Origin of the sequence: Pseudomonas sp. B21-041, from assembly GCF_024748675.1 — a bacterium.
Lineage (GTDB): Bacteria > Pseudomonadota > Gammaproteobacteria > Pseudomonadales > Pseudomonadaceae > Aquipseudomonas > Aquipseudomonas neuropathica.
This window is the reverse complement of sequence record NZ_CP087175.1, coordinates 524655-547867: the sequence shown is the minus strand read 5'-3', so window position 1 is coordinate 547867 and position 23213 is coordinate 524655. Positions and strand designations below refer to the sequence as shown.

15 protein-coding genes are annotated in these 23213 nt (G+C 59.7%); 4 read left to right on the top strand and 11 right to left on the bottom strand.

Annotated features, from left to right (window positions below):
- Positions 1–6 precede the first annotated feature (6 nt).
- The 11 genes from LOY43_RS02350 to glnE form a co-directional block, all read right to left on the bottom strand.
- On the bottom strand, positions 7–915 hold the full coding sequence (locus LOY43_RS02350; RefSeq protein WP_095047259.1) for a glycosyltransferase family A protein: 909 nt from the start codon (positions 913–915) through the stop codon (positions 7–9).
- Positions 908–2662 (bottom strand): carbamoyltransferase, encoded by a 1755-nt coding sequence (locus LOY43_RS02345; protein ID WP_077570529.1) that lies wholly within the window; start codon positions 2660–2662, stop codon positions 908–910. The genes LOY43_RS02350 and LOY43_RS02345 overlap by 8 nt, the downstream gene beginning before the upstream one ends.
- A gap of 172 nt (positions 2663–2834) precedes the next feature.
- On the bottom strand, positions 2835–3170 hold the full coding sequence (locus LOY43_RS02340; RefSeq protein ID WP_093430131.1) for a YceK/YidQ family lipoprotein: 336 nt from the start codon (positions 3168–3170) through the stop codon (positions 2835–2837).
- Between the two features lie 119 nt (positions 3171–3289).
- Positions 3290–4741, bottom strand: a complete 1452-nt coding sequence (locus LOY43_RS02335) for a lipopolysaccharide kinase InaA family protein (RefSeq protein ID WP_258709144.1) — start codon at positions 4739–4741, stop codon at positions 3290–3292.
- A complete protein-coding gene (locus LOY43_RS02330) occupies positions 4741–5493 on the bottom strand; it encodes a lipopolysaccharide kinase InaA family protein (RefSeq protein WP_095125331.1) in 753 nt (250 codons plus the stop codon). Before LOY43_RS02330 ends, LOY43_RS02335 begins: the two co-directional genes overlap by 1 nt.
- Positions 5490–6224, bottom strand: a complete 735-nt coding sequence (locus LOY43_RS02325) for a lipopolysaccharide kinase InaA family protein (protein WP_093430128.1) — start codon at positions 6222–6224, stop codon at positions 5490–5492. Before LOY43_RS02325 ends, LOY43_RS02330 begins: the two co-directional genes overlap by 4 nt.
- Positions 6224–7030, bottom strand: coding sequence for a lipopolysaccharide core heptose(I) kinase RfaP (gene rfaP / locus LOY43_RS02320; RefSeq protein ID WP_258709143.1), 807 nt, complete (start codon positions 7028–7030; stop codon positions 6224–6226). Before rfaP ends, LOY43_RS02325 begins: the two co-directional genes overlap by 1 nt.
- Positions 7030–8151 carry a glycosyltransferase family 4 protein gene (locus LOY43_RS02315; RefSeq protein WP_095047255.1) on the bottom strand — a complete coding sequence of 374 codons (1122 nt, stop codon included), beginning with the start codon at positions 8149–8151 and terminating at the stop codon, positions 7030–7032. The genes rfaP and LOY43_RS02315 overlap by 1 nt, the downstream gene beginning before the upstream one ends.
- Entirely contained in the window at positions 8151–9212 is a 1062-nt protein-coding gene (waaC, locus tag LOY43_RS02310; protein ID WP_077570514.1) for a lipopolysaccharide heptosyltransferase I, read from the bottom strand. The genes LOY43_RS02315 and waaC overlap by 1 nt, the downstream gene beginning before the upstream one ends.
- A 1-nt stretch (position 9213) precedes the next feature.
- Positions 9214–10248, bottom strand: a complete 1035-nt coding sequence (gene waaF, locus LOY43_RS02305; RefSeq protein WP_095047254.1) for a lipopolysaccharide heptosyltransferase II — start codon at positions 10246–10248, stop codon at positions 9214–9216.
- A 310-nt stretch (positions 10249–10558) separates the two neighbouring features.
- Entirely contained in the window at positions 10559–13498 is a 2940-nt protein-coding gene (gene glnE, locus LOY43_RS02300; protein WP_258709142.1) for a bifunctional [glutamate--ammonia ligase]-adenylyl-L-tyrosine phosphorylase/[glutamate--ammonia-ligase] adenylyltransferase, read from the bottom strand.
- A gap of 384 nt (positions 13499–13882) precedes the next feature.
- Between glnE and aceE the strand changes: the two genes are divergently transcribed.
- From aceE to LOY43_RS02280, 4 genes are all read left to right on the top strand, one after another.
- Positions 13883–16528 (top strand): pyruvate dehydrogenase (acetyl-transferring), homodimeric type, encoded by a 2646-nt coding sequence (gene aceE, locus LOY43_RS02295; protein WP_007915682.1) that lies wholly within the window; start codon positions 13883–13885, stop codon positions 16526–16528.
- 11 nt (positions 16529–16539) lie between these two features.
- Positions 16540–18504 (top strand): dihydrolipoyllysine-residue acetyltransferase, encoded by a 1965-nt coding sequence (aceF, locus tag LOY43_RS02290; RefSeq protein WP_095125329.1) that lies wholly within the window; start codon positions 16540–16542, stop codon positions 18502–18504.
- Positions 18505–18780: 276 nt separating this feature from the next.
- Positions 18781–20178 (top strand): alkaline phosphatase D family protein, encoded by a 1398-nt coding sequence (locus LOY43_RS02285; RefSeq protein WP_258709141.1) that lies wholly within the window; start codon positions 18781–18783, stop codon positions 20176–20178.
- Between the two features lie 252 nt (positions 20179–20430).
- Positions 20431–23127: a bifunctional diguanylate cyclase/phosphodiesterase gene (locus LOY43_RS02280; protein ID WP_220557443.1), complete on the top strand. Its 2697-nt coding sequence runs from the start codon at positions 20431–20433 to the stop codon at positions 23125–23127.
- Positions 23128–23213: the final 86 nt, after the last annotated feature.

Here is a 23213-nt window from a genome sequence, read left to right as displayed (position 1 = left end):
ACCCACTTACCGAAACAGCAACCGCAAAGCCTTGCGGGTGTATGACCAGCGTGAAAACGTCCGCCAGTCTGCACGCAAAGCCTGGAAATAGAACGACCTGGCCAGCTTGTACTCGCCATGGGAATAACAGTCGCGAAACAGCGACAAACAGCGCTGTGCCAGAAACGCCTGGCGCAGATCACACATTTCTTCGGGCATTCTTCGACTGGAAAACACCTCGCTGACGACCTGCTCCGTACCGGCAGCAAGACTCTGGCGCAAATCATGGCGCATGCTGTCGGCGTGCTTGTGGATCAGTGCCAGAGGCTTGTCTAGAACGGTGCAGGGGTAGCGCGCCAGCACTTGGGCAAACACTGGCAGGTCCTCGACGTTGCGCAAATGTTCCGGGTAATTGCCCAGAGCGAACACTTCGCGGTGCATCGCACAGGCACCGTTGGAAATCGACACCGTCTTGTTCAGCAGGTAACCCTGCAGGCGCTGGCGGGGCGTCACAGGCAAAGGCCTGGCCGCCTGCAAGCTGCGGCGCCCGTCAGCGAACACTGACCAGTGCGCACCGATCACCATAAGGGTCTGCGGATGACTGGCAATGTGCTGCGCAAGCGCAGCCAATGCACCGGGAGCCATTTCATCGTCAGAGTCGAGAAACACCAGATACTGCCCGGTTGTCTCTTCCAGCCCCCGATTGCGTACCGACGACAATCCGCCGTTGCTTTTACGCAGCGCGCGAAAACGACCGCCATGCTTGAGCAGGAGCCTTTCCACTACCTCAGGCGTATCGTCCGTCGACCCGTCGTCGATGACCAGCAGATCCGCCGTCGTTTCATCCAATTGCGCCAACACCGACTCCACTGCACGAGGCAGCGTTCGCGCATAGTTGTAAACCGGAATGACGACGCTGATCAGTGTTTCAGTCAAGTTCGTATCCTTTCACACCCTCTTTTACGACCAGAATATCTTCCATGATCAGGTATTCCAGATCCGAACCGAAAAACATGTTCAACGCGTCGGTCGGCGAGCAAATCATCGGTTCGCCACGACGGTTGAGCGAGGTGTTCAGCGATACGCCGTTACCGGTCAGGTTTTCCAGCGCCTTCATCATGTCGTAGTAGCGCGGGTTGTATTCACGCTTGAGGACCTGGGCACGAGAAGTGCCATCTTCGTGAACGACTTCCGGCACACGGGTCTTCCACTCTTCCGCCACTTCAAACGTGAAGGTCATGAACGGTGCCGGGTGATCGATCTTGATCATTTGCGGCGCAACAGTGTCGAGCATCGACGGGCAGAAAGGCCTCCAGCGCTCGCGGAACTTGATCTGGTGGTTGATGCGATCAGCCACGCCAGCCACGCTTGGGCAACCAATGATCGAACGACCACCCAATGCACGCGGGCCGAACTCCATGCGCCCCTGGAACCAGGCCACCGGGTTGCCATCGACCATGATCTTGGCGATCTGCTCCGGCATGTTGTCGAGCTTGCGCCAGGTCGGCTTGCTCTCGTGACGGGCGCAGGCGGCGATCACGTCTTCATTGCTGTACGACGGGCCAAGGTAGACATGTTCCATCTTCTCGACCGGCACGCCACGGGCGTGGGACACATAGGCAGCTGCGCCGACCGCAGTGCCGGCATCGCCGGACGCCGGCTGCACGAACAGCTCTTTGATGTCGTCGCGGGCAATGATTTTCTGGTTCAGTTTGACGTTCAGCGCACAGCCACCGGCGAAGGCCAGTTTGCCGGTTTCCTTGAGCACGTCACCCAAATAGTGATCGATCATCTGCAGCGCCAGCTTCTCGAACAGCGCTTGCATGCTCGCGGCGTAGTGAATGTAAGGTTCGTCAGCAATATCGCCTTCGCGCTTCGGCCCCAGCCACTCGATCAGCTTAGGCGAGAAGTAGAAGCCTTTGCCCTTCTCTTTATAGCGGCGCAGGCCAATAACGTTGGCGTAGTCGGTGTTGATCACCAGCTCACCGTTTTCGAACGAGGCCAGACGCGAGAAATCGTACTTGCTGGCATCGCCGTACGGCGCCATGCCCATGACCTTGAACTCACCGTCGAGCATCTCGAAGCCGAGGAACTCGGTGATCGCGCCATACAGGCCGCCGAGGGAGTCCGGATCGAAGAATTCCTTGATCTTGTGGATCTTGCCGTTTTCACCGTAGCCAAAGAAGGTCGTGGCGTACTCGCCCTTGCCGTCGATACCGAGGATCGCGGTTTTTTCTTTGAAGCCAGAGCAGTGGTAGGCGCTGGAGGCGTGAGCCAAGTGGTGCTCGACTGGTTCGATCTTGATCTTCTTCGGATCAAAACCCAATTGCTCCAGGCACCAGACAATCTTGTTGCGGTAGCGCTTGTAGCGGCGGTTGCCCATCAGGATCGCATCCAGGGCGCGATCCGGCGCGTACCAGTAACGCTTGGCGTAGTGCCAGCGCGCCTTGCCGAACAGGCTGATCGGAGCGAACGGGATCGCAACTACGTCAACGTCGGACGGCTTGATGCCGGCCTGCTCAAGACAGAACTTCGCCGATTCGTAGGGCATGCGGTTCTTTGCATGCTTATCGCGTACGAAGCGCTCTTCTTCAGCCGCCGCCACCAGCTTGCCGTCGATGTACAAGGCTGCTGAAGGGTCATGGCTAAGGGCGCCGGACAGGCCAAGAATCGTCAATGCCACAGGGGTCTAGCCTCTTTAGTCTGCGTGCAGGCGCGATGCGCCTTGAAAATTGATGTGCCCCCGCACAGGGCGAGTGACAGCTAAAGGGCGGGATTATAGCGTAAACGAGTAGGGAATTACCCTGTGCGATTGCCCTCTGGGTGAATGGTTTGGAGAAACCTTACCCTGCTACTCAATAACTGCCCTTGCGCCAGTAAATACCAAGATTGCCGTCGGTGAGCTGACGATAAACCGTATAGGGCAACGCTACTGTATCGAATACTCCGGACAATGGCAGATCCAGCAACACGAATGGCACCAGAAAACCGCTGGGATCCGGCGGCGCGTTCAACACGCAGAAGTCGAAGGCCAGACCGCTGTAAATCCGCGGAATGGACTGGCAATAGGTTTTTTGTTTGCGCATGTCCCGCGCCACGTCGGCATCGTCCTGCAAGACAGTCATGGCGCTGCCACAGCCAGCCAGAATCCATGAAAATACACCCAGCGTTGCAGCCTGTTTAATGGTCAAAATTCGCCCTCCAAGGTCGTTGGGCAAATTAGCATCGGGACTGAACAGGGCACAGTTCATGGCTTCTGGAGAAGCTGTAGGACAAGTCGCTGAATCTTGTCCTCTACTGCTGGTTTGTCTCAGGGCACGCTGGAAATATCTTTCGGCAACCGCAGATCAATAATCTGATACAGCGCGCTGCTTTCGGGCCAGTTGCGCATGAATCGCGCACGGTCACGGGCATAGGCCGGCGCGAAACTGCCGACAGATCCATGCTGGCACATCGAGTCCAGATCGATCAGCGCCCAGCGATCCTGCTGCCAGAACAGATTATGTCCCTTGAAGTCGCCATGGCTGATCCGCTCGTCAATCAATCTGGCGAACAACTGATCCAGCGCCTGCAACTCCGCTTCCGGCGCTTCACCACTTTCAACGTACGGCGCAAAGCGCTCGATGATATCCGGCCCCGGCAGGAACTCGGTCACCAGATACGCACGGCTGCGCAGCCACAAAAAGCGCTTTTCCAGCACCGCCAGCGGTTTGGGTGTGGCGATGCCGAGAAACGCCAGGCGATTGCCTTCGCGCCACGAATGCCAGGCCCGACTTGGCCGCCAGAAACGCTTGAGCCAATGCGCAAAGCCCTTGATGTTGTAGCGCTTGATCACCAGCGTGCGCGCACCGGCCTGAACCTTGCCAACGCTCGCCGCACCACCGGTCTTGTACAGGTGACCCTGATCAAGCAACGCATCAGCCTGCTCCAGCACCGGCAGCATGGCTGACTCTTCTTCGCGGCGGATCGCGCGCAGAGCGAACGCTCCACGCTGCACACTGAACAGCGTGCACTCGCGACCGACCTTGATCAGGAAGTCTTTCAAACGCCAGCGCCGCACTTTGTCGATCTGTTTCTGCAAGGCCTCCAGCGGCAACGCATGCTCGCTGTTGCTCAACAGGTAATACACCAGCAGCTCTTCAGTGAACGGTTCCAACGCCTTGGGTAACTGGGCGAAAAACACCCCGAGATTTTCCAGGACTTTTTGTCGCGACAACGGCTGGCCGGCGGTTTCTGCGCAAATCCCGGCACCGTCAATCAAGTACAACTGGCCGCCGTGGCGCAACAGATTGTCCAAGTGCAGGTCTTCCTGCCAAAGCCCTTTGCCGTGCAATTGGCCGATAGCGCCCAGCGCCTCAGCCAGCACCGCCGATTGCTCATCGGCCAACACCGGCAGCGACTCGACTTTCGCCCAGGCATCGCCAAGGCTTTCGGCACCCTCAAGGAAATCGAACAGCAACCAGCCACCTTCGCCATTTTGCAAACCATCGGCCAGGAGCAGCGGCGTGGTCAGGCCTTGCGCAGCCAACAAGCGCACGCCTTCCAGCTCGCGCTGAAAATGCCGGGCAGCTTTGCCGCCGACCAGCAATTTGGCCAGCACCGGACGCCCGCGCCAGACACCGGCGCCAACGTAACGCTGTCCCGGCAACACCCGCAGCAGGCTCAGCAATTGCAGATCAGCACTGCCGGCGGCATCGGCCAGCGTCACCGTCAGTGGCAATTGCGGGGCTCGTCCGGCACCGGCCAGCTCGGACAATTGCATCAGCGGGTCTCCTTGTGGCTGCGACGCGCGGTCAGCCGGGCCAGCCAACTGTCCAGCAGCGCGCTGTCAGTGGGCTGATCGAGATAAGCCGCGAGCAATTCACGCAGTTGCGCCTCGTTCCATTCCGGTGCGCGACGTTGCAGCGGTTCCAGATCCTTGATCCGGTCGCGCATACCAAACAACAACGGCCGGGTCTTTTCCAGGTCGATCAATTGCGCCTGATACCCGTCACCGGTGGCTCGCAGAAAAATATGTTTGGGATAGAAGCAGCCGTGCACCTGACGCACGCCGTGCAGATGCCGCGCGAGCAATCCGCAAGCCTTGAGAATGGCTGAATGCTGCGCGGTACTGAGCTGCGCCCAACGCTGCAACAGCGATTCCAGATCACTCCAGCCATCGAGTGCCCGAGTCAGCAGGATGGCACGGACTTCGCCGTTGACCTTACGCTCACCGAAAAACGCCGCTTGCAGCGCCGGGATACCGAGCTTGCGATAGCGACTGATATTGCGAAACTCGCGGGCAAAGCTTGGCTCGCCGAAAGGCGCATGCAAGGTCCGCGTCAGGTAGTTGCTCTGGCGCTTGAGGTAATAACCTTGCCCTTCAAGATCCAGACGGAAGACGCTGCTCCAACCGCCACGGGCGGTATTGGGTTCGTCCACGGCCTCAAGCTGCTTCGCCCAAAGCGCGTCAAAAGTGCCAAGACCATGGCGCTCAAGCAGTGCGCGGTCTTCAGCGGCGAGAAAATCAGTCATTCGCGTCCCTCGAAAAATCTCACCACGTGCCGAATCCGTTTCTTGTCGGCGCTATCAAGCCGATCGCACTGGCGGTATTGCTTATAGAAGCGCAGGCGTTGGGTATTGGACAGGTGGTATTTGGCGAGTTTATCGAGACAGGCCAGATCCTTGGTGATCCGATACTTGAGCCAGAAGCCGCGCCAGAACTCGCCGTTAGGGCAATCGATCAGAAATATCCGCGCCTGATCATCGATCAACAGGTTGCGCCATTTCAGATCGTTATGGGTAAATCGGTGATCATGCATCGTCCGGGTATAGCCGGCCAATTGCCGACTGACACCGTCGACCCAGGCGCGATCCTTGAGTTTCGGATCCTTGCGCTCGGCGAGCGCCGAAAGGTCTTCGGTGTCGGGCAGTTCACGGGTGATCATGGCGCCACGATCATACGCCGCGCCTCGTCGCTCCAGCCCCCAGGCCACCACTTCAGCGGTGGGAATGCCCCACTTGGCGAAGCGCTTGAGGTTCTGCCATTCCATCTTCACCCGCGGCTTGCCGAGGTAACGGCGCAAGCCTTTACCGGCGCCGACATAGCGTTTGACGTAATAATTGACGCCGTTGCGCTGCACGCGAATCACTTCCGACAGCGGATCACGGGTCAGGCGTTCGCCCTGCAACGCAAATACCGCTTCGAGACTGCCGAAGTCTTCGGCGAGCTCGCTGTATTGCGGCTCGAGAGTCCAACCCGCCATCAGAGCGCATCCCCGTAACGCTGTTTACGCGCGTAGAGTTTGTTGGCCTTGCCTTCCAGCCAGCTCAGCAACGGCGCTTCTTCAGCCAGGATCTGGCGCAGCGGTTGCTGGAAATAGCCTTTGAGGAAACGCAGTTTGTCGCGGCGGGTCAGGCCGATGTCCAGCGCGGAAAAGTACAGCGCGGCCAGATCTTTATTGCGCCAGCGCTGCGTGATTTTCGCGCGGGTCTGGGCACGGTGCAGGTCGATCACTGAGAGTTTGAAGTCGTCTGGCGTCACCGGTTTATCGGTGTGCAGCAGGAAGTGGCAGATATAGCAGTCACGATGGTTGACGCCAGCGCGGTGCATCATGCCGGTCATGCGTGCGACTTCGGCGATCAGCGCGCGCTTGAGTTTCGGCTCGGGCGGCTGCTTGACCCAATCGATGCTGAAGTCTTCGAGGCTGATGGTCGGCGCCAGTTCTTCGGTGACGATAAACGAGTGCTGATCTGCCGGGTTACTGCCCTTCTCGCCGTAAGCCACGGCAGTCATGGTCGGCACGCCGACTTCCTGCAGACGCTGAATGGCTTGCCACTCCTGGCCCGCGCCGAGAACCGGCAGCTTGGCGGTCAGCAGATTCTTGAAGATCTCGCCCCAGCCGATACCTCGGTGGATCTTGACGAAAAATCCGTTGCCGTCGACTTCCGTGCGCAGCGTCCGGCGTGCTTCCAGCTCGCGGTATACCTCGCCCTGCAAGCCTTCGACTTCAGCGAACGGGTCGCGGCCGGCCCACAGGCTTTTGAACGGTTCAGCCAGCATCAACTTCATTAAGCGTGCTCCGCCAGAATCACATCGGCCGCGTGCTGCGGCATGCTGTAGAGGTCGGCCGTCTCGGCGAAGGCCAGACCATTGCGGCTCCAGGCCGCGCGTGCAGCGTCGTCATGCAACATTTCAGTCAAGTATTGCGTCAGTTGCGCCTGATCGAACGGTTCGTCCAGCACTCGCCCGGCATCCGCCTCGGCAATGTAATGGGCGTAACCGCAGACCGCGCTGACCAGCACCGGCAAACCGGCGACCAACGCTTCAAGCAGCACAGTACCGGTGTTTTCGTTGTAGGCCGGGTGGATCAACAGATCGGCGCCGAGCAGGAAACGCGGGATATCGCTGCGCCCCTTGAGGAAAGTCACGTTGTCGCCCAGACCCAAAGTTGCACTCTGCATCTGGAATAATTTGGGGTCATCCTGGCCGATTACAAACAGCCGGGTGCGTTTCTTCAGTTCGGCAGGCAATGCAGCCAGCGCTTTCAGGCTGCGATCGACGCCTTTGGTCTTGAAGCCGGAGCCGATCTGCACCAGCAGCAGTTCGTCGTCCTTGAGATTGAATTCAGCGCGGAAACCGGCGCGAATTTCAGCGGCATCCGCCGGGCGGCGACGATCCTGGGCGATGCCTGGCGGCAGCAGATGGAAACGCTCAAGTGGCGTGTCGTAATGCTTGATGAACAGCGGCTGCTGCACTTCGGAAATCATCAGCACTTCGGTCTTCGCATCCTTGGCGAACACTGCGCGCTCGTACTCGGCGAAGTGGCGATAGCGACCCCAACGGCGGTACAGCGAATTGCGCAAGTTCTGCGCCTTGTCTTCGAAGCAGCCATCGGCGGCGTAGTAGACGTCCAGCCCCGGCATTTTGTTGAACCCGATCAGGCGATCGACCGGGCGCTTGGCCAGGTCCGCTGCCATCCACGCGCTGAGTTTTTCGTTGCGACGATGGTTGAAGAACGCCTTGACCGGCGCCACCAGCACCTCAAAACCGGGCGGCACGTCGCCTTCCCAGATCAGCGTGTAGACGCGAATCTGGTGACCGCGCTTCTGGCATTCAAGGGCGATGCGCATGAAGTCGCGCTGCAAGCCACCGAACGGGAAATATTTGTACAGGACGAATGCCAATTGCATCAGCGCAGCTCCTCAGCCATTAACAACGTGCTCAGTCGGCTGGCGACACGCTCGGGGTTCAGACGCGTGAAGCACAGCGGCTGTTCACGCTTCAGGTCAAACTGACGGGCATCCTGCGCGGTCGGTTGATAGGTACATTTCTTTTGCAGGCATGGCGCGCATGGGAAGTCGCTGGCCAGGTGAATCTGCAACTTGCCGTAGGCGCCGGTCAGGCCCGGGTTGGTCGGGCCGAACAGCGAGATGGTCGGCACGTCCAGCGCGGCGGCCAAGTGGCCGAGACCGGTATCCACCGCGACGCAGGCTTGCGCACCAGCGAGGACTTTGCCGACGCCGGCCAGATTGAGCTTCGGCAGCACTTCGGCGTGTTTGAAACCGGCGGCGATGCGTTCGGCGCGGGCCTTTTCCTGTGGGTTGCCCCACGGCAGTTTGACGCCGACGCCGAGGTAGCCGACGCGTTCAGTCAGTTCGCGCCAGTAACTTTCCGGCCAGTGTTTGGTGTCCCAAGTAGTGCCATGCAGGAAGACCACAAAGGCGTTTTTGCGCGGCAGCTCGACCAGACGCTCGACGTTGAGGCCGTAATCGCCCAAGCCTTTCGGCAAGTCGTAGCCGAGAGCGATGGCGAACAGTTGGCGCACTCGCTCGACGGCGTGCTGACCGCGGGCCACAGCCAGTTTGCGGTCATAGAAACGCGAAGCCATCGGCTCTCGCGCCGAACCTTTATCGAGGCCGGCTACCGGCGCTTTGACGTAGCGGGTCAGCCAGGCGCTTTTCAGCAGGCCTTGAGCGTCGATCACCAAGTCGTATTTATTGGCGCGCACACTTTGTTTGAAGCGTTTCCACTCGCCGCTGGTGATGGTTTTCCAGAGGTTTTTGCGCCAGCGACGGATCGCCACCGGAATCACTTTGCCAACGGCCGGGTGCCAGGTCGGGATCTCGGCGAAACCTTCTTCCACTACCCAGTCGAACTTGATTCCGGGAATGGCCCGGGCGGCGTCGGTCAGCGCCGGCAACGCATGAATCACGTCACCCAGCGATGAAGTCTTGATCAGCAGTACCCGCAACTTAATGAACCTCGACCACAGAGCCCTGCAACTTCTGCAAGGCATCATTGACCGCGTCCGGCATCAGCTGGCGCAGGCAGTTGTAATGGCCGAAGCGGCAGGTGCGGTCGAAGCACGGGCTGCAATCGAGGCCCAGACGAACCACTTCGACATGCTCCGCCAGCGGCGGGGTGAAGCCCGGCGAAGTCGAGCCGTAGACGGCTACCAAGGGGCGGTTCAGCGCAGCGGCGACGTGCATCAGACCGGAGTCGTTGGAGACCACCGAGTCGGCGCAGGACATCAGGTCGATGGCCTCGGCCAACGAGGTACCGCCGCTGAGGTTGACCGATTCTTCACGCAGGCCAGGAATCAGTCGAGCGCGGATATCTTCACCGACCGCATGATCGTTCTTCGAACCGAACAGCCACACCTGCCAGCCTTCACGAATGCGCGCTTCGGCGACTTTGGCGTAGTGCTCGGACGGCCAGCGCTTGGACTCGCCAAACTCGGCGCCAGGGCACAGGGCCAACACCGGGCGGTCGAGGGTCAGGCCGAACTTGGCCAACGCTGCTTCGCGAGTGACCGGGTCGATTTGCAGGCTTGGGCGCGGATAAGGCTTCGGCAGCTCGGCGTTCGGCTCATAGGCCAAAGCCATGAACCGCTCGATCATCAACGGATAGCGTTGTTTGTCGAGGGTGCGCACATCGTTGAGCAGGCCGTAGCGGAATTCGCCGCGCCAGCCGGTGCGTTTCGGAATGCCGGCGAAAAACGGCACCAGCGCCGACTTCAGCGAGTTGGGCAGCAGGATCGCCTGATCGTACTGACCACGCAGGGATTTGCCGATGCGCCGACGCGTCGCCAATTCCAGCGCGCCGTGGCCGAGCGGGAAGCTCAAGGCCTTGCGCACTTCGGGCATGCGTTCAAGGATCGGCCGGCTCCACTCAGGGGCCAGGACGTCGATTTCGCATTGCGGGTGGCGCTGCTTGAGACACTGAAACAGTGTCTGCGCCATCACCATGTCACCGACCCAACTGGGCCCAACGATCAGAATATTCATGTGGTTTCCAAAAACGAACCGGGGAGGCATTTACGCCTCCCCGCCTCGAGAATCACTGAGGGAGCGGCACTGCTTGCGATGGGTCATTACCTTCAACATGACTGTCGACTGTCACTCCGCTATCGCGAGCAGGCTCGCTCCCACATGGTTTTGCCTCTGTTCACACATCTGCGACTCACCGCAGATCACTGTGGGAGCGAGCCTGCTCGCGAAGGAGCCAGCACATTCAACATCCATGCTGGCCGACCGACCGCCTTCGCGAGCAGGCTCGCTCCCACCTCTTGAATCTCATTGCCTTCATTGGCTTGTTTCAGCTTAGCCCCATCTCTTTCCATATCCGTAAAACCTGGCGGCGTTCGTCGGCAAACTGGTCACCCGGTATCACCCCGGCGTCCTTCTGCAACGCCTGCCGGTGAGCGGCGGAACGGTAGGCTTTATAGGCCTCGCGCAGCAAACTGGCATCTTCGGCAGGCATCAGCCCTTCGTGTTCCAGCTCTTCCAGAATGCGGATGTTATCGGTCCAGCGCAGCAATGGCGGGTGGCTTTGCGACCACGCCAGAGCCGCGTATTGCACCATAAATTCAATATCGACGATACCTCCGGCGTCCTGCTTGAGGTCGAAGGGCGCTGTGGCGTCGAAGGCATTTGCCGCCGTGCCGGCTGCGGTGCTCTTGGTGCCGAGGTTATCGCGCATCTTCGCGCGCATCTCACTGACTTCTTGTTGCAACTTGGCCAGATCGCGCGCCTTGCCCAAGACCTGCGCGCGGACTTTCTCGAACGCCTGACCGACATCCTGACTGCCGACCAGCACCCGCGCCCGCACCAACGCCTGATGCTCCCACGTCCAGGCTTCATTTTCTTGATAGCGCGCAAATGCCCCCAGCGAACTGACCAACAGCCCCGAAGCACCGGATGGCCGCAGACGCATGTCCACTTCATAGAGCTGACCGGAGTTGGTCTGCGCCGTCAGCAAGTGAATGATTCGCTGCCCCAATCGCGTGAAGAACTGCGCGCCATCAATCGACTTCGGCCCGTCGGTTTCCGCCTGCGGATCGCCGTCGTGGATAAACACCAGGTCCAGATCCGAACCATGCCCCAGTTCCAGGCCGCCGACTTTGCCATAACCAACAATGATGAAGCCGGGATCGCACAAGGTGCCGTCGGTGCGCAGCGGTGTGCCGTACTTGGCCACCGTCTGGCGCCAGGCCAGGGCCAGCACTTGCTCGAGAATCGCCTCGGCCAGCCAAGTCAGGTAATCGCTGACTTTCATCAGCGGCAGGCTGCCGGCGATTTCCGACGCCGCCACGCGCAAGCGGTGCGCCAATTTGAAATGGCGCAAGGCTTCCATTTGTTGTTCGAGGTCGTCTTCGGGAATCCGCGTCAGGCGCTCGCGCAGTTCAGCCGCCAGTTCCGGCGCCAAGGGCGGCTTGAACAGTCGGCCTTCGTTTAACAGTTCATCGAGCAGCAACGGGAAGCGCGTGATCTGCTCTGCGATCCACGGGCTCGCCGCGCACAGCGTCAGCAAGCGTCGCAGTGCACCGGGGTTTTCCGTCAGCAAGACCAGATAAGCCGAGCGCCGAGCGACCGCTTCGACCAGCGGCAACACCCGCTCAAGCACCAGATCCGGATTGGCGTGTTCCACAGCCTGTGCGAGCAGACGCGGAATAAAGGCATCCAGACGCTCACGCCCCAACCGCTGCATCGCGCGCAATTGCGGGCTGCTGCGCAATCCGGCCAACGCTTTCAGGGCTTTGCTCGCGTCAGCAAAACCGCCCTCTTCCAACTGCCGGCACGCGGCCTCCTCGTCCTGCGCCTCTTCCCACAGCGGCAGCCATTCACCGCCGACCACCACTTCGCTTTCGGCGCCCTCATCTTCATCGGGATCGGCAATCACCTGGGCGAAGTGCCAAGCGACGCGACCGCGCCAGAACATCAGTTTTTCATGGAAAGAATCCCAATCGGCAAAGCCGAGCATGAAGGCAATGCGCGCTTGATCCTGCGCGCCATCCGGCAGCATCTGGGTCTGGCGGTCGGCAATCGCCTGAATCGCGTGTTCGGTGTAACGCAGAAATTCGTAACCCTCGCGCAACTCGCTGATCACCGCCGGCGGTAGATAACCCTGCCCCTCCAGCGTGCTCAACACCTTTAATAGAGGACGCTGCTGCAAGCTCAAGTCGCGACCACCGTGGATCAACTGAAAGGCCTGAGCAATAAATTCGACCTCGCGGATACCGCCGGAGCCGAGTTTGATGTTGTCGGCCATGCCCTTGCGCCGCACTTCCTGCTGGATCAGTTGCTTCATGGTGCGCAGCGCTTCGATCGCCGAGAAGTCCAGGTAACGGCGGTAAACGAACGGCCGCAGCATGTCGAGCAACTGCGCACCCGCCACCTGATCGCCTGCCACCACCCGCGCCTTGATCATCGCGTAGCGTTCCCAGTCCCGGCCCTGATCCTGGTAATACTGCTCCAGCGCATTGAAGCTCAGCACCAGCGCGCCGGACGAACCGTAAGGGCGCAGGCGCATGTCGACACGGAACACAAATCCGTCGACGGTCATCGGATCCAGCGCCTTGATCAAGCGCTGGCCGAGACGAATGAAGAATTCCTGATTATCCAGCGAGCGCTTCACGCCCACCGTTTCGCCGCCCTCGGGGTAAGCGAAGATCAGATCGATGTCCGAAGACAGGTTCAACTCAACGGCGCCGAGCTTGCCCATGCCGAGGATGACCATTTGCTGCGGCTCACCGCTGCGGCGGCCGGTCGGCGTGCCGAACTGTTCGCAATGGCGGCTGTACAACCATTGATAAGCCTGGTCGATGGTGGCGTCAGCCATGTCCGAAAGATCCCGGCAGCTCTGTACCAGATCGGCCTGGCGGGTGAGATCGCGCCAGATGATCCGCACTTGATGACGGGCGCGCTGGCGGCGCAGGGCGCGACCGAGTTCATCTTCATTCTGGGCCGCGTTCACCGCAGCGGCAATCTGCGCACACAATTCACCCGGTGCGAAGGCCCGGTCGAGTTCGCCGGACTGCACCAGTGTGAGCAACATCAAAGGGTCACGAACGCTCTGTTCAATGACGAATTCGCTGGCGGCGGTGACGCGGGCGAATTGCGCCCAGCGCTCTGGCGTCCAGTTCGCCAGGCCGTGATCGTCTTCCAGCGCGGCGACGGCCGTACGGAACGACTGCTCCGATCGAGTGACCAACGGCAGGAGAATGGCGGGCAGTTCGGCAAGCACGGGCAGGGTCATGGTCTATCCTTGATCGGCGTGTAAATGGCCGCTTGTAGTGATTGGTGAAAAGCCGCTACCCGGAAGACTGTCGAACAAAAGTTAGAAATAGCTGAAATTTCTTTCTCGTTGGCAGCGAACATCAAAGTTTCACCTTTTTCGGATGGTAAAAGACCAACCTTAACGATTATTCTCACAACGCAGCCGGAGGCCACAAGCCATTCTTCTGTAGTTTTACTACTCGTCTATACATTCGAAAGGCTGAAATGCCGGAAGATTTGTAGTAAAACTACACGCCGCCGGAACAACCTATCGGCAATCCAAGAATTTTAAATCGTCTGCCCACAAGGCCAGTCGCAAACTCAGGCAACCGATTCTGGAAGCCTTTCCGCCCTGGAGCAAGCCATGCAAGACCTCGATCCCGTCGAAACCCAGGAATGGCTGGACGCCCTGGAATCGGTTCTCGACAAAGAAGGCGAAGACCGTGCTCACTATCTGATGACCCGTATGGGCGAACTCGCGACCCGCAGCGGCTCGCAGCTCCCTTACGCCATCACCACGCCTTACCGCAACACCATCCCGGTAACCCACGAAGCACGCATGCCTGGCGACCTGTTCATGGAACGCCGCATTCGCTCGCTGGTACGCTGGAACGCGATGGCCATGGTAATGCGTACGAACCTGAAAGATTCTGACCTGGGTGGTCACATCTCCAGCTTCGCTTCCAGTGCGACCCTGTATGACATCGGCTTCAACTACTTCTTCCAGGCCCCGACCGACGAACACGGTGGCGACCTGATCTACTTCCAGGGCCACACTTCGCCAGGCGTTTACGCCCGTGCGTTCATGGAAGGCCGCATCACCGAAGACCAGATGAACAACTTCCGCCAGGAAGTCGACGGTCAGGGCCTGTCGTCCTACCCGCACCCTTGGCTGATGCCTGACTTCTGGCAGTTCCCGACCGTATCGATGGGTCTGGGTCCAATTCAAGCGATCTACCAGGCACGCTTCATGAAGTACCTGGAACACCGCGGTTTCATCCAGCCGGGCAAACAGAAAGTCTGGTGCTTCCTGGGCGACGGCGAGTGCGACGAGCCGGAATCCCTGGGCGCGATCTCCCTGGCCGGCCGCGAGAAGCTGGACAACCTGATCTTCGTCATCAACTGCAACCTGCAGCGCCTCGACGGCCCGGTTCGCGGCAACGGCAAGATCATTCAGGAACTCGAAGGCGTGTTCCGCGGTGCTCAGTGGAACGTGACCAAAGTCATCTGGGGCCGTTTCTGGGACCCACTGCTGGCCAAAGACGTCGACGGCATCCTGCAACGTCGTATGGACGAAGTCATCGACGGCGAGTACCAGAACTACAAAGCCAAAGACGGCGCGTTCGTCCGTGAACACTTCTTCAACACGCCAGAACTCAAGGCGATGGTTGCTGATCTGTCCGACGACGAGATCTGGAAACTCAACCGTGGCGGCCATGACCCGTACAAGGTCTATGCGGCGTACCACGAAGCGGTCAACCACAAAGAACAACCAACCGTCATCCTCGCCAAGACCATCAAGGGTTATGGCACCGGTGCCGGCGAAGCGAAAAACACTGCGCACAACACCAAGAAAGTCGACGTCGACAGCCTGAAGTTGTTCCGCGATCGTTTCGACATCCCGGTCAAGGACGAAGAGTTGGAGAACCTGCCGTTCTTCAAACCAGAGCCAAACAGCGCCGAAGCCCGCTACCTCAGCGAGCGGCGCACTGCACTGGGCGGTTTCGTCCCTCAGCGCCGCGCACAAAGCTTCAGCGTGCCGACTCCGGACCTGGACACCCTCAAGGCCATCCTTGACGGCTCTGGCGACCGTGAAATTTCCACCACCATGGCTTTCGTGCGAATCCTCGCGCAACTGGTCAAGGACAAGGAAATCGGCCCGCGCATCGTCCCGATCATCCCGGACGAAGCCCGTACCTTCGGTATGGAAGGCATGTTCCGTCAGCTCGGCATCTACTCGTCCGTCGGCCAGCTCTACGAGCCAGTCGATAAAGACCAGGTGATGTTCTACAAGGAAGACCAGAAAGGTCAGATCCTTGAAGAAGGCATCAACGAAGCAGGCGCCATGAGTTCCTTCATCGCTGCCGGTACTTCGTACTCCAGCCACAACCAGCCGATGCTGCCGTTCTACATCTTCTACTCGATGTTCGGCTTCCAGCGTATTGGCGACCTGGCCTGGGCTGCCGGCGACAGCCGTACCCGTGGTTTCCTGATCGGCGGCACCGCCGGCCGTACCACCCTGAACGGTGAAGGCCTGCAACACGAAGACGGCCACAGCCACCTGCTGGCCGCGACCATCCCGAACTGCCGCACCTACGATCCAACCTACGGCTACGAGCTGGCGGTGATCATTCAGGACGGCATGAAGAAGATGACCGAAGAGCAACAGGACATCTTCTACTACATCACCGTGATGAACGAGTCGTACCAGCAGCCAGCCATGCCGGCCGGTGCCGAAGAAGGCATCAAGAAAGGCATGTACCTGCTCGAAGAAGACACCCGCGATGCGGCGCACCACGTCCAACTGATGGGCTCCGGCACCATCCTGCGTGAAGTGCGTGAAGCGGCGAAGATCCTGCGTGAAGAGTTCAACGTTGGCGCCGACGTATGGAGCGTTACCAGCTTCAACGAACTGCGTCGCGACGGCCTCGCTGTCGAGCGCAGCAACCGTCTGAAGCCTGGCCAGAAGCCTAAGCTGAGCTACGTCGAAGAGTGCCTGAACGGCCGTAAAGGTCCGGTCATCGCGTCTACCGACTACATGAAGCTGTTCGCCGAGCAGATCCGTCAGTGGGTACCGTCCAAGGAATTCAAAGTCCTGGGCACCGACGGTTTCGGCCGCAGCGACAGCCGCAAGAAACTGCGTCATTTCTTCGAAGTCGACCGTCATTTCGTGGTGTTGGCAGCCCTGGAAGCACTGGCTGACCGTGGTGATATCGAACCTAAAGTCGTGGCTGAGGCCATCGTCAAGTTCGGCATCGACCCGGAAAAACGCAACCCACTGGACTGCTGAGGAGACATTTTGTGAGCGAACTCATTCGCGTACCTGACATCGGCAGCGGTGAAGGTGAAGTAATTGAACTGTTTGTGAAGGTCGGCGACCGTATCGAAGCCGACCAGAGCATCCTGACCCTGGAATCGGACAAGGCCAGCATGGAAGTGCCGGCCCCGAAAGCCGGCGTCATCAAGAGCCTGAAAGTGAAGCTGGGCGACCGTCTGAAAGAAGGCGACGAACTGCTTGAGCTGGAAGTCGAGGGCGCCGCTGAAGCGGCCCCTGCTCCTGCCGCTGCGCCGGCTGCAAAAGCGGAGGCCAAACCGGCTGCCGCGCCTGCTGCCGCTGCACCAGCCGCTGCCCCTGCTGCCGCTTCGGTTCAGCAAGTGCACGTGCCGGACATCGGCTCTTCGGGCAAGGCACAGATCATCGAGATCCAGGTCAAGGTCGGCGACACCGTCGAAGCTGATCAATCTTTGATCACTCTGGAATCCGACAAGGCGAGCATGGAAATCCCGTCGCCTGCCGCTGGCGTGGTTAAAGCCATCAGCGTCAAGCTCAACGACGAAGTCGGCACTGGCGACCTGATTCTGGATCTGGAAGTGGCGGGTGCTGCGGCCCCTGCGGCTGCCGCTCCGGCCCAGGCTGCTGCACCGGCCGCTGCCGCTGCGCCTGCTCCGGCAGCCGCGCCAGCAGCACCGGTGGCTGACAGCGTTCAGGACATCCACGTTCCGGACATCGGCTCGGCTGGCAAAGCCAAGATCATCGAAGTGTTGGTCAAGGCTGGCGACAGCGTTGAAGCCGACCAGTCGCTGATCACCCTGGAATCCGACAAAGCGAGCATGGAAATCCCATCGCCTGCCGCTGGCGTGGTGGAAAGCGTTTCCATCAAGCTAGATGACGAAGTCGGTACCGGCGACCTGATTCTGAAGCTGAAAGTCAAAGGCGCAGCGCCTGCTGCTGCCCCGGCTCCAGCTGCCGCCGCTGCTGCTCCGAGCGCTCCGGCACCTGCCGCTGCTGCTCCGGCTGCCGCTGCACCTGCTGCAGCTCCAGCCGCCGCACCGGCCAAGCCGGGTGCCAAAGTTCACGCCGGCCCTGCCGTGCGTCAACTGGCCCGTGAGTTCGGCGTTGAGCTGAACGCTGTCGGTGCCAGCGGCCCGCACGGTCGTATCTTGAAAGAAGACGTGCAGGTTTACGTCAAAGCGATGATGCAGAAGGCCAAGGAAGCACCGGCCGCTGCAGCGGGCGCAACCGGTGGCGCGGGCATCCCGCCGATTCCGGTCGTCGACTTCAGCCGTTTCGGCGAAATCGAAGAAGTGCCGATGACTCGCCTGATGCAGATCGGCGCGTCGAGCCTGCACCGCAGCTGGCTGAACATCCCGCACGTGACTCAGTTCGATTCGGCTGATATCACCGAGCTGGAAGCGTTCCGCGTGGCGCAGAAAGCCGTTGCAGAGAAGGCTGGCGTCAAGCTGACCATCCTGCCGCTGCTGCTCAAGTCGTGCGCGCACATGCTCAAGGAGCTGCCGGACTTCAACAGTTCGCTGGCGCCAAGCGGCAAAGCGATCATCCGCAAGAAATACGTGAACATCGGCTTCGCCGTCGACACCCCGGATGGCCTGCTGGTACCGGTGATCAAGAACGTCGACCAGAAGAGCCTGTTGCAACTGGCAGCCGAAGCCGCTGCGCTGGCCGCCAAAGCCCGCGACAAGAAGCTCACCGCTGACGACATGCAGGGCGCCTGCTTCACCATTTCCAGTCTTGGCCACATTGGCGGCACCGGCTTCACGCCGATCGTCAACGCGCCGGAAGTGGCGATCCTCGGTGTTTCCAAGGCAACCATCCAGCCAGTCTGGGACGGCAAAGCCTTCCAGCCGAAACTGATGCTGCCGCTGTCGTTGTCCTACGATCACCGTGTGATCAACGGCGCCGCTGCCGCACGCTTCACCCAGCGTCTGGGCAGCCTGCTGGCGGACATCCGCACGATCCTGCTGTAACTCGATCGGCCCTCCGGCAACGGAGGGCCGATTGCTGCACCCTTTCGAGCGCCACACGCTCGTACCTCAACCCCGTCAGTTTGGCGGGGCTTTTTTTTGCCTGAAGAAACACCTCCCTCGTCTTTTTCCCACACGTCGCGCTGACATCGGCCACAACTCCGGTCGACTTGGTACCGATCTTTTTTATTCGATACGCAACTAACCTAGGCGCAACCAATTCAACTAAGAAAACTTAGTGAAATCCTGTTAACTCAAGTTAATTCGAATGGATTCGACATGTTAAAACCAACTATCGGCCCAATTACCGGCCACGTTACAACTGTTCATGCGCGCATCTTCATGCGTGGCGATCGTCAGAACAACTCGCCGGTATTTGCCGGGATTCGTTATCGCGCTTCAAGCACACAACATTGGTCCAAAGGTAACTTTGCGCAACTGAGTGAATTACGCGAAATGTCACATGTGTTCGCCCTCAACAATTTGAGTGCCGACACCGAATATGAATATCAGACCGGCTGGTTCAGCCCGATGAATCCGGTACATACGCCAGACAGCGTTGCCGAGTTGCCGTTGCAATGGCCACGGGAAATCTATCGCCTGCGCACCCGCTCCAGCAAAGCCCTGCAACCCAGAGCCTACATCGTCGGCTCCTGCCGCTACTTGCGCATGACTGCTGGCATTGCCTCCCTGCCGCAACTGGGTGACCGGATCTTTGCATCCATCAATCAGCTGATCGAGGGCATACAACCCCCGATCAGCGCGGTATTGATGACCGGCGATCAAATTTATGTGGACGACTTGAACCTGGTCGCACCGGATCGCGAATACAAAGACATCCTCAACAAGTACCGCGCCGCGTTTTCCCAACCAAACATTCAACGGTTGATGTCTGGCACGTCGACTTACATGATTCTCGATGATCACGAAATCGAAGATAACTGGCCTGCCAATGCCAGCAAGTCCGACGGCGACTTGTACCGTAACGCAATGGCTGCCTATGAGTTGTATCAGACCAGTCATAGCCCGGTACATCCGCTGACAACTAACGGTGAAATAGATCACTCGACACTTGAGCACTACTGGTATCAATTCAGCGACGGCGATATCGAATGGTTTGTCACCGATAGTCGCACCCGCCGCAACTTGTCAGCCGATGACCGACGCATCCTCGACGAGGCACAGGAACAGGCCCTGCTCAAATGGCTGAGCCACAGCACAGCGCGGGTCAAGTTCGTGGTCACCAGCGTGATGTTCTATCCCGATCGCAAACGCCACGGCGATGACGCCTGGAAAGCCTTTCCCGAGCAACGCCTGCGCCTGCTGGAAACCATCCGCACCCGGCGAATCAAGAATGTCGTGTTCATTTCCGGGGACGTGCATGGCTCGCTGGCGGCTCGTTTGACACACAGCGAAGACCCGGACTTCGAAATCCACACGGTGGTGTCCTCGCCGCTGTGCAACAGCAAACTGCTGCCATATGCCAAAGCGTCCACGTTCATCCTGGATCAGCCGCTGGTGCGCACGGCGGCGGGCGATTATCGGCATGAACTGACCAGCACGGTGGTGAGTGAAGACAATTTCGCCCACTTGGTGGTCGAGGCTGATCAGATTATGGTCAATTACCATGATCGGGATGGAAAACGGCTGCAGTCGATCGCCATAAAGCTGCGCTAAGCCTTAAAGATCGCAGCCTTCGACAGCTCCTACAGAGGGCGCATTCCCCTGTAGACACTGCCCAAGGCTGCGATCTTTTACTCTTTTCAACGACGTGCTGGAGAAATGCCCGACGCAGCCGACATATTCTTATAGCACTTGGCCTTCATGTCTCTTGTCAGTCAGTGCCGCAATGATGCAACCTTGCCGCAGGCAACAGTAAAGAGGGCGAGAGCCCGGCGCGTTCAGCATATTTCCAAGCGAGTTCCCTTCATGAAGAGCCAACCCGATGCCGCCAGCCGTATGGCGGCCGAGGTAGTGACGCAGTTGCCTGTGCCCTCGCGGCTCGGCATGCTGCGTTTCGAGCGCTTGAATGAAGCCAGTTGGGCGATGCTGTTTCTCGATCCCAACTGTGAACGCCAGTTCGGTCAGCCAGCCGTCGAGCTTTGCGCGCTGGTCGGCTCACCCTACGCCAGCCTGATGGAACCCGAAGCGCGCTATCAACTGCACGACGCGATCCAGCAGCAACTGCGCGACAGCCCGCATTATCTGGTGCGCTATACCCTGCACACCGCCGCAGGCAAGCTGAACATCCTCGAATTGGGCGAAGCGTATAAACAGCACAATCGTCATCTGCTGCGCGGCTATCTATTGGCGGTCGATGATGTGTTCGACGAATTGCCGCAGGTGCCCTGCGTCGACCTCGAAACCCAGAATTCACGCCTGCAAATCGCCCTTGAACTCAATCAACGCGCGCAGCAGGAACAACTGCAGCACCTGGAACGCGTGCGCGCCCAGCAGGACCTGATTCTGCTGCTCGCGCGCCAGCGCTACAGCACGCACAACTCCTTGCAGGAAGCCGCCGAGCTGATCACCCGCTGCGCCTGCGATATCTATGAAATCGACTGCGCCAGCTTGTGGAACCTCGAAGGCCAGCATCTGGTGCCGATCTCCGCGTACCACCGCGCGACCCAGGAATACATCCTTCCGGACGTGATCGACATCAGTAGCTTCCCGGATTACATGGACGCCCTGCATGGAAGTCGCGCCATCGATGCGCACAACGCGATGCGCGACCCGCGTACCCGGGAGATGGCCGAAGCCCTGCGCCCGCGCGACGTCAACGCCATGCTCGACGCCAGTATTCGCGTCGACGGGCAAGTGGTCGGCGTGCTGTGCCTGGAACAGACCGGCGTCACCCGCGCCTGGCAGTCCGATGAAATCGCCTTTGCCGGTGAGCTGGCTGACCAGTTCGCGCAAGTCATCAACAACCACAACCGCCGCACTGCCACCAGCGCCCTGCACCTGTTCCAGCGTGCAGTCGAGCAAAGCGCCAACGCGTTTTTGCTGGTCAATTGCGACGGCGTGGTCGAGTACGTCAACCCGAGTTTCACCGCGATCACCCAATACACCACCGAAGAAGTCCATGGCCAGCGTCTGTCCGAACTGCCGGCGCTGGAAAACCTCAGTGAACTGTTGTTCGACGCGCCCTCGGCGCTGGCCAAGAGCAACAGTTGGCAGGGCGAATTCAAAAGCCGCCGCAAGAACCTCGAACCGTACTGGGGTCAGCTGTCGATCTCCAAAGTCTACGGCGACAACCGCGAGCTGACGCATTACATCGGCATCTACGAAGACATCACCCAGACCAAACTGGCGCAGCAGCGCATCGAGCGCCTGGCGTACACCGACAACCTGACCAATCTCGGCAACCGCCCGGCGTTTATCCGCAATCTGGACGAACGCTTCGCCCGCGATAGCGATACGCCGATCAGCCTGTTGCTGGTGGACATCGACAATTTCAAGCGGATCAACGACAGCCTCGGTCACCAGACCGGCGACAAGCTGCTGATCAGTCTGGCCCGGCGTCTGCGCAATAGTCTGAGCCCGAGCGGCAGCCTCGCGCGGTTCGCCAGTAACGAGTTTGCCGTGCTGCTCGACGATACCGATCTGGCGACCGGTCAGCAGATCGCCAACCAATTGCTGGCGACCCTCGACAAGCCGATGTTCGTCGACAACCAGTTGATCAGCGTCACCGGTTCGGTCGGCCTGGCCTGTGCACCGCTACACGGTCGCGATCCGCAAACGCTGATGCGTAACGCCGGCCTGGCGCTGCACAAAGCCAAGGCCAACGGTAAACATCAGGTGCAAGTCTTCACCGAAGCACTGAACGCCGAGGCCAGCTACAAACTGTTCGTCGAAAACAACCTGCGCCGCGCCCTGACCCAGAACGAGCTGGACGTGTTCTACCAGCCCAAGCTGTGCCTGCGCAGCGGTCGTCTGCTGGGCATGGAAGCGCTGCTGCGCTGGAACCACCCGGAACGCGGCATGATTCGCCCGGACCAGTTCATCAGCGTCGCCGAAGAAACCGGCCTGATCATTCCGATCGGCAAGTGGATCGCCCGTCAGGCCTGCCGCATGAGCAAAGCGCTGACCGCAGCAGGGATGGGCAATCTGCAAGTGGCGATCAACTTGTCGCCGAAACAGTTCTCCGACCCGGATCTGGTGGCCTCCATCGCCAACATCCTCAAGGAAGAAGCGCTGCCGGCCAATCTGCTCGAGCTGGAGCTGACCGAAGGCCTGCTGCTGGAAGCCACCGAAGACACGCACTTGCAGCTCGACCAGCTCAAGCGCCTTGGGTTGACGCTAGCCATGGACGACTTCGGCACCGGGTATTCATCGCTGAGTTATTTGAAGAAATTCCCGATCGACATCATCAAGATTGATCGCAGCTTCATCCACGAAATTCCCGACAACCAGGACGACATGGAAATCACCTCGGCGGTGATCGCCATGGCGCACAACCTGAAACTCAAGGTTGTGGCCGAAGGCATCGAAACCGCCGAACAACTGGCGTTCCTGCGCCGCCACCGTTGCGATGTCGGACAGGGTTACCTGTTCGACCGGCCGATTCCGGGCGCAGAACTCATCCAAGCGCTGAAACGCTACCCGCGCGGCCCGCTCTGCCTCTGACCTCGCCGCTCCTACATTGGATAGTGCGAAGTCGGGCATCATTCGGCACACTGGCGGTCTGACTTTTCACATCCAACCTGACTGAG

Coding starts and splice junctions, on each gene's coding strand:
- LOY43_RS02335 (WP_258709144.1), bottom strand. CDS start 4,741: ATGCAATTGTCCGAGCTGGCCGGTGCCGGACGAGCCCCGCAATTGCCA.
- LOY43_RS02330 (WP_095125331.1), bottom strand. CDS start 5,493: ATGACTGATTTTCTCGCCGCTGAAGACCGCGCACTGCTTGAGCGCCAT.
- LOY43_RS02325 (WP_093430128.1), bottom strand. CDS start 6,224: ATGGCGGGTTGGACTCTCGAGCCGCAATACAGCGAGCTCGCCGAAGAC.
- rfaP (WP_258709143.1), bottom strand. CDS start 7,030: ATGAAGTTGATGCTGGCTGAACCGTTCAAAAGCCTGTGGGCCGGCCGC.
- LOY43_RS02315 (WP_095047255.1), bottom strand. CDS start 8,151: ATGCAATTGGCATTCGTCCTGTACAAATATTTCCCGTTCGGTGGCTTG.
- waaF (WP_095047254.1), bottom strand. CDS start 10,248: ATGAATATTCTGATCGTTGGGCCCAGTTGGGTCGGTGACATGGTGATG.
- glnE (WP_258709142.1), bottom strand. CDS start 13,498: ATGACCCTGCCCGTGCTTGCCGAACTGCCCGCCATTCTCCTGCCGTTG.
- aceE (WP_007915682.1), top strand. CDS start 13,883: ATGCAAGACCTCGATCCCGTCGAAACCCAGGAATGGCTGGACGCCCTG.
- LOY43_RS02285 (WP_258709141.1), top strand. CDS start 18,781: ATGTTAAAACCAACTATCGGCCCAATTACCGGCCACGTTACAACTGTT.
- LOY43_RS02280 (WP_220557443.1), top strand. CDS start 20,431: ATGAAGAGCCAACCCGATGCCGCCAGCCGTATGGCGGCCGAGGTAGTG.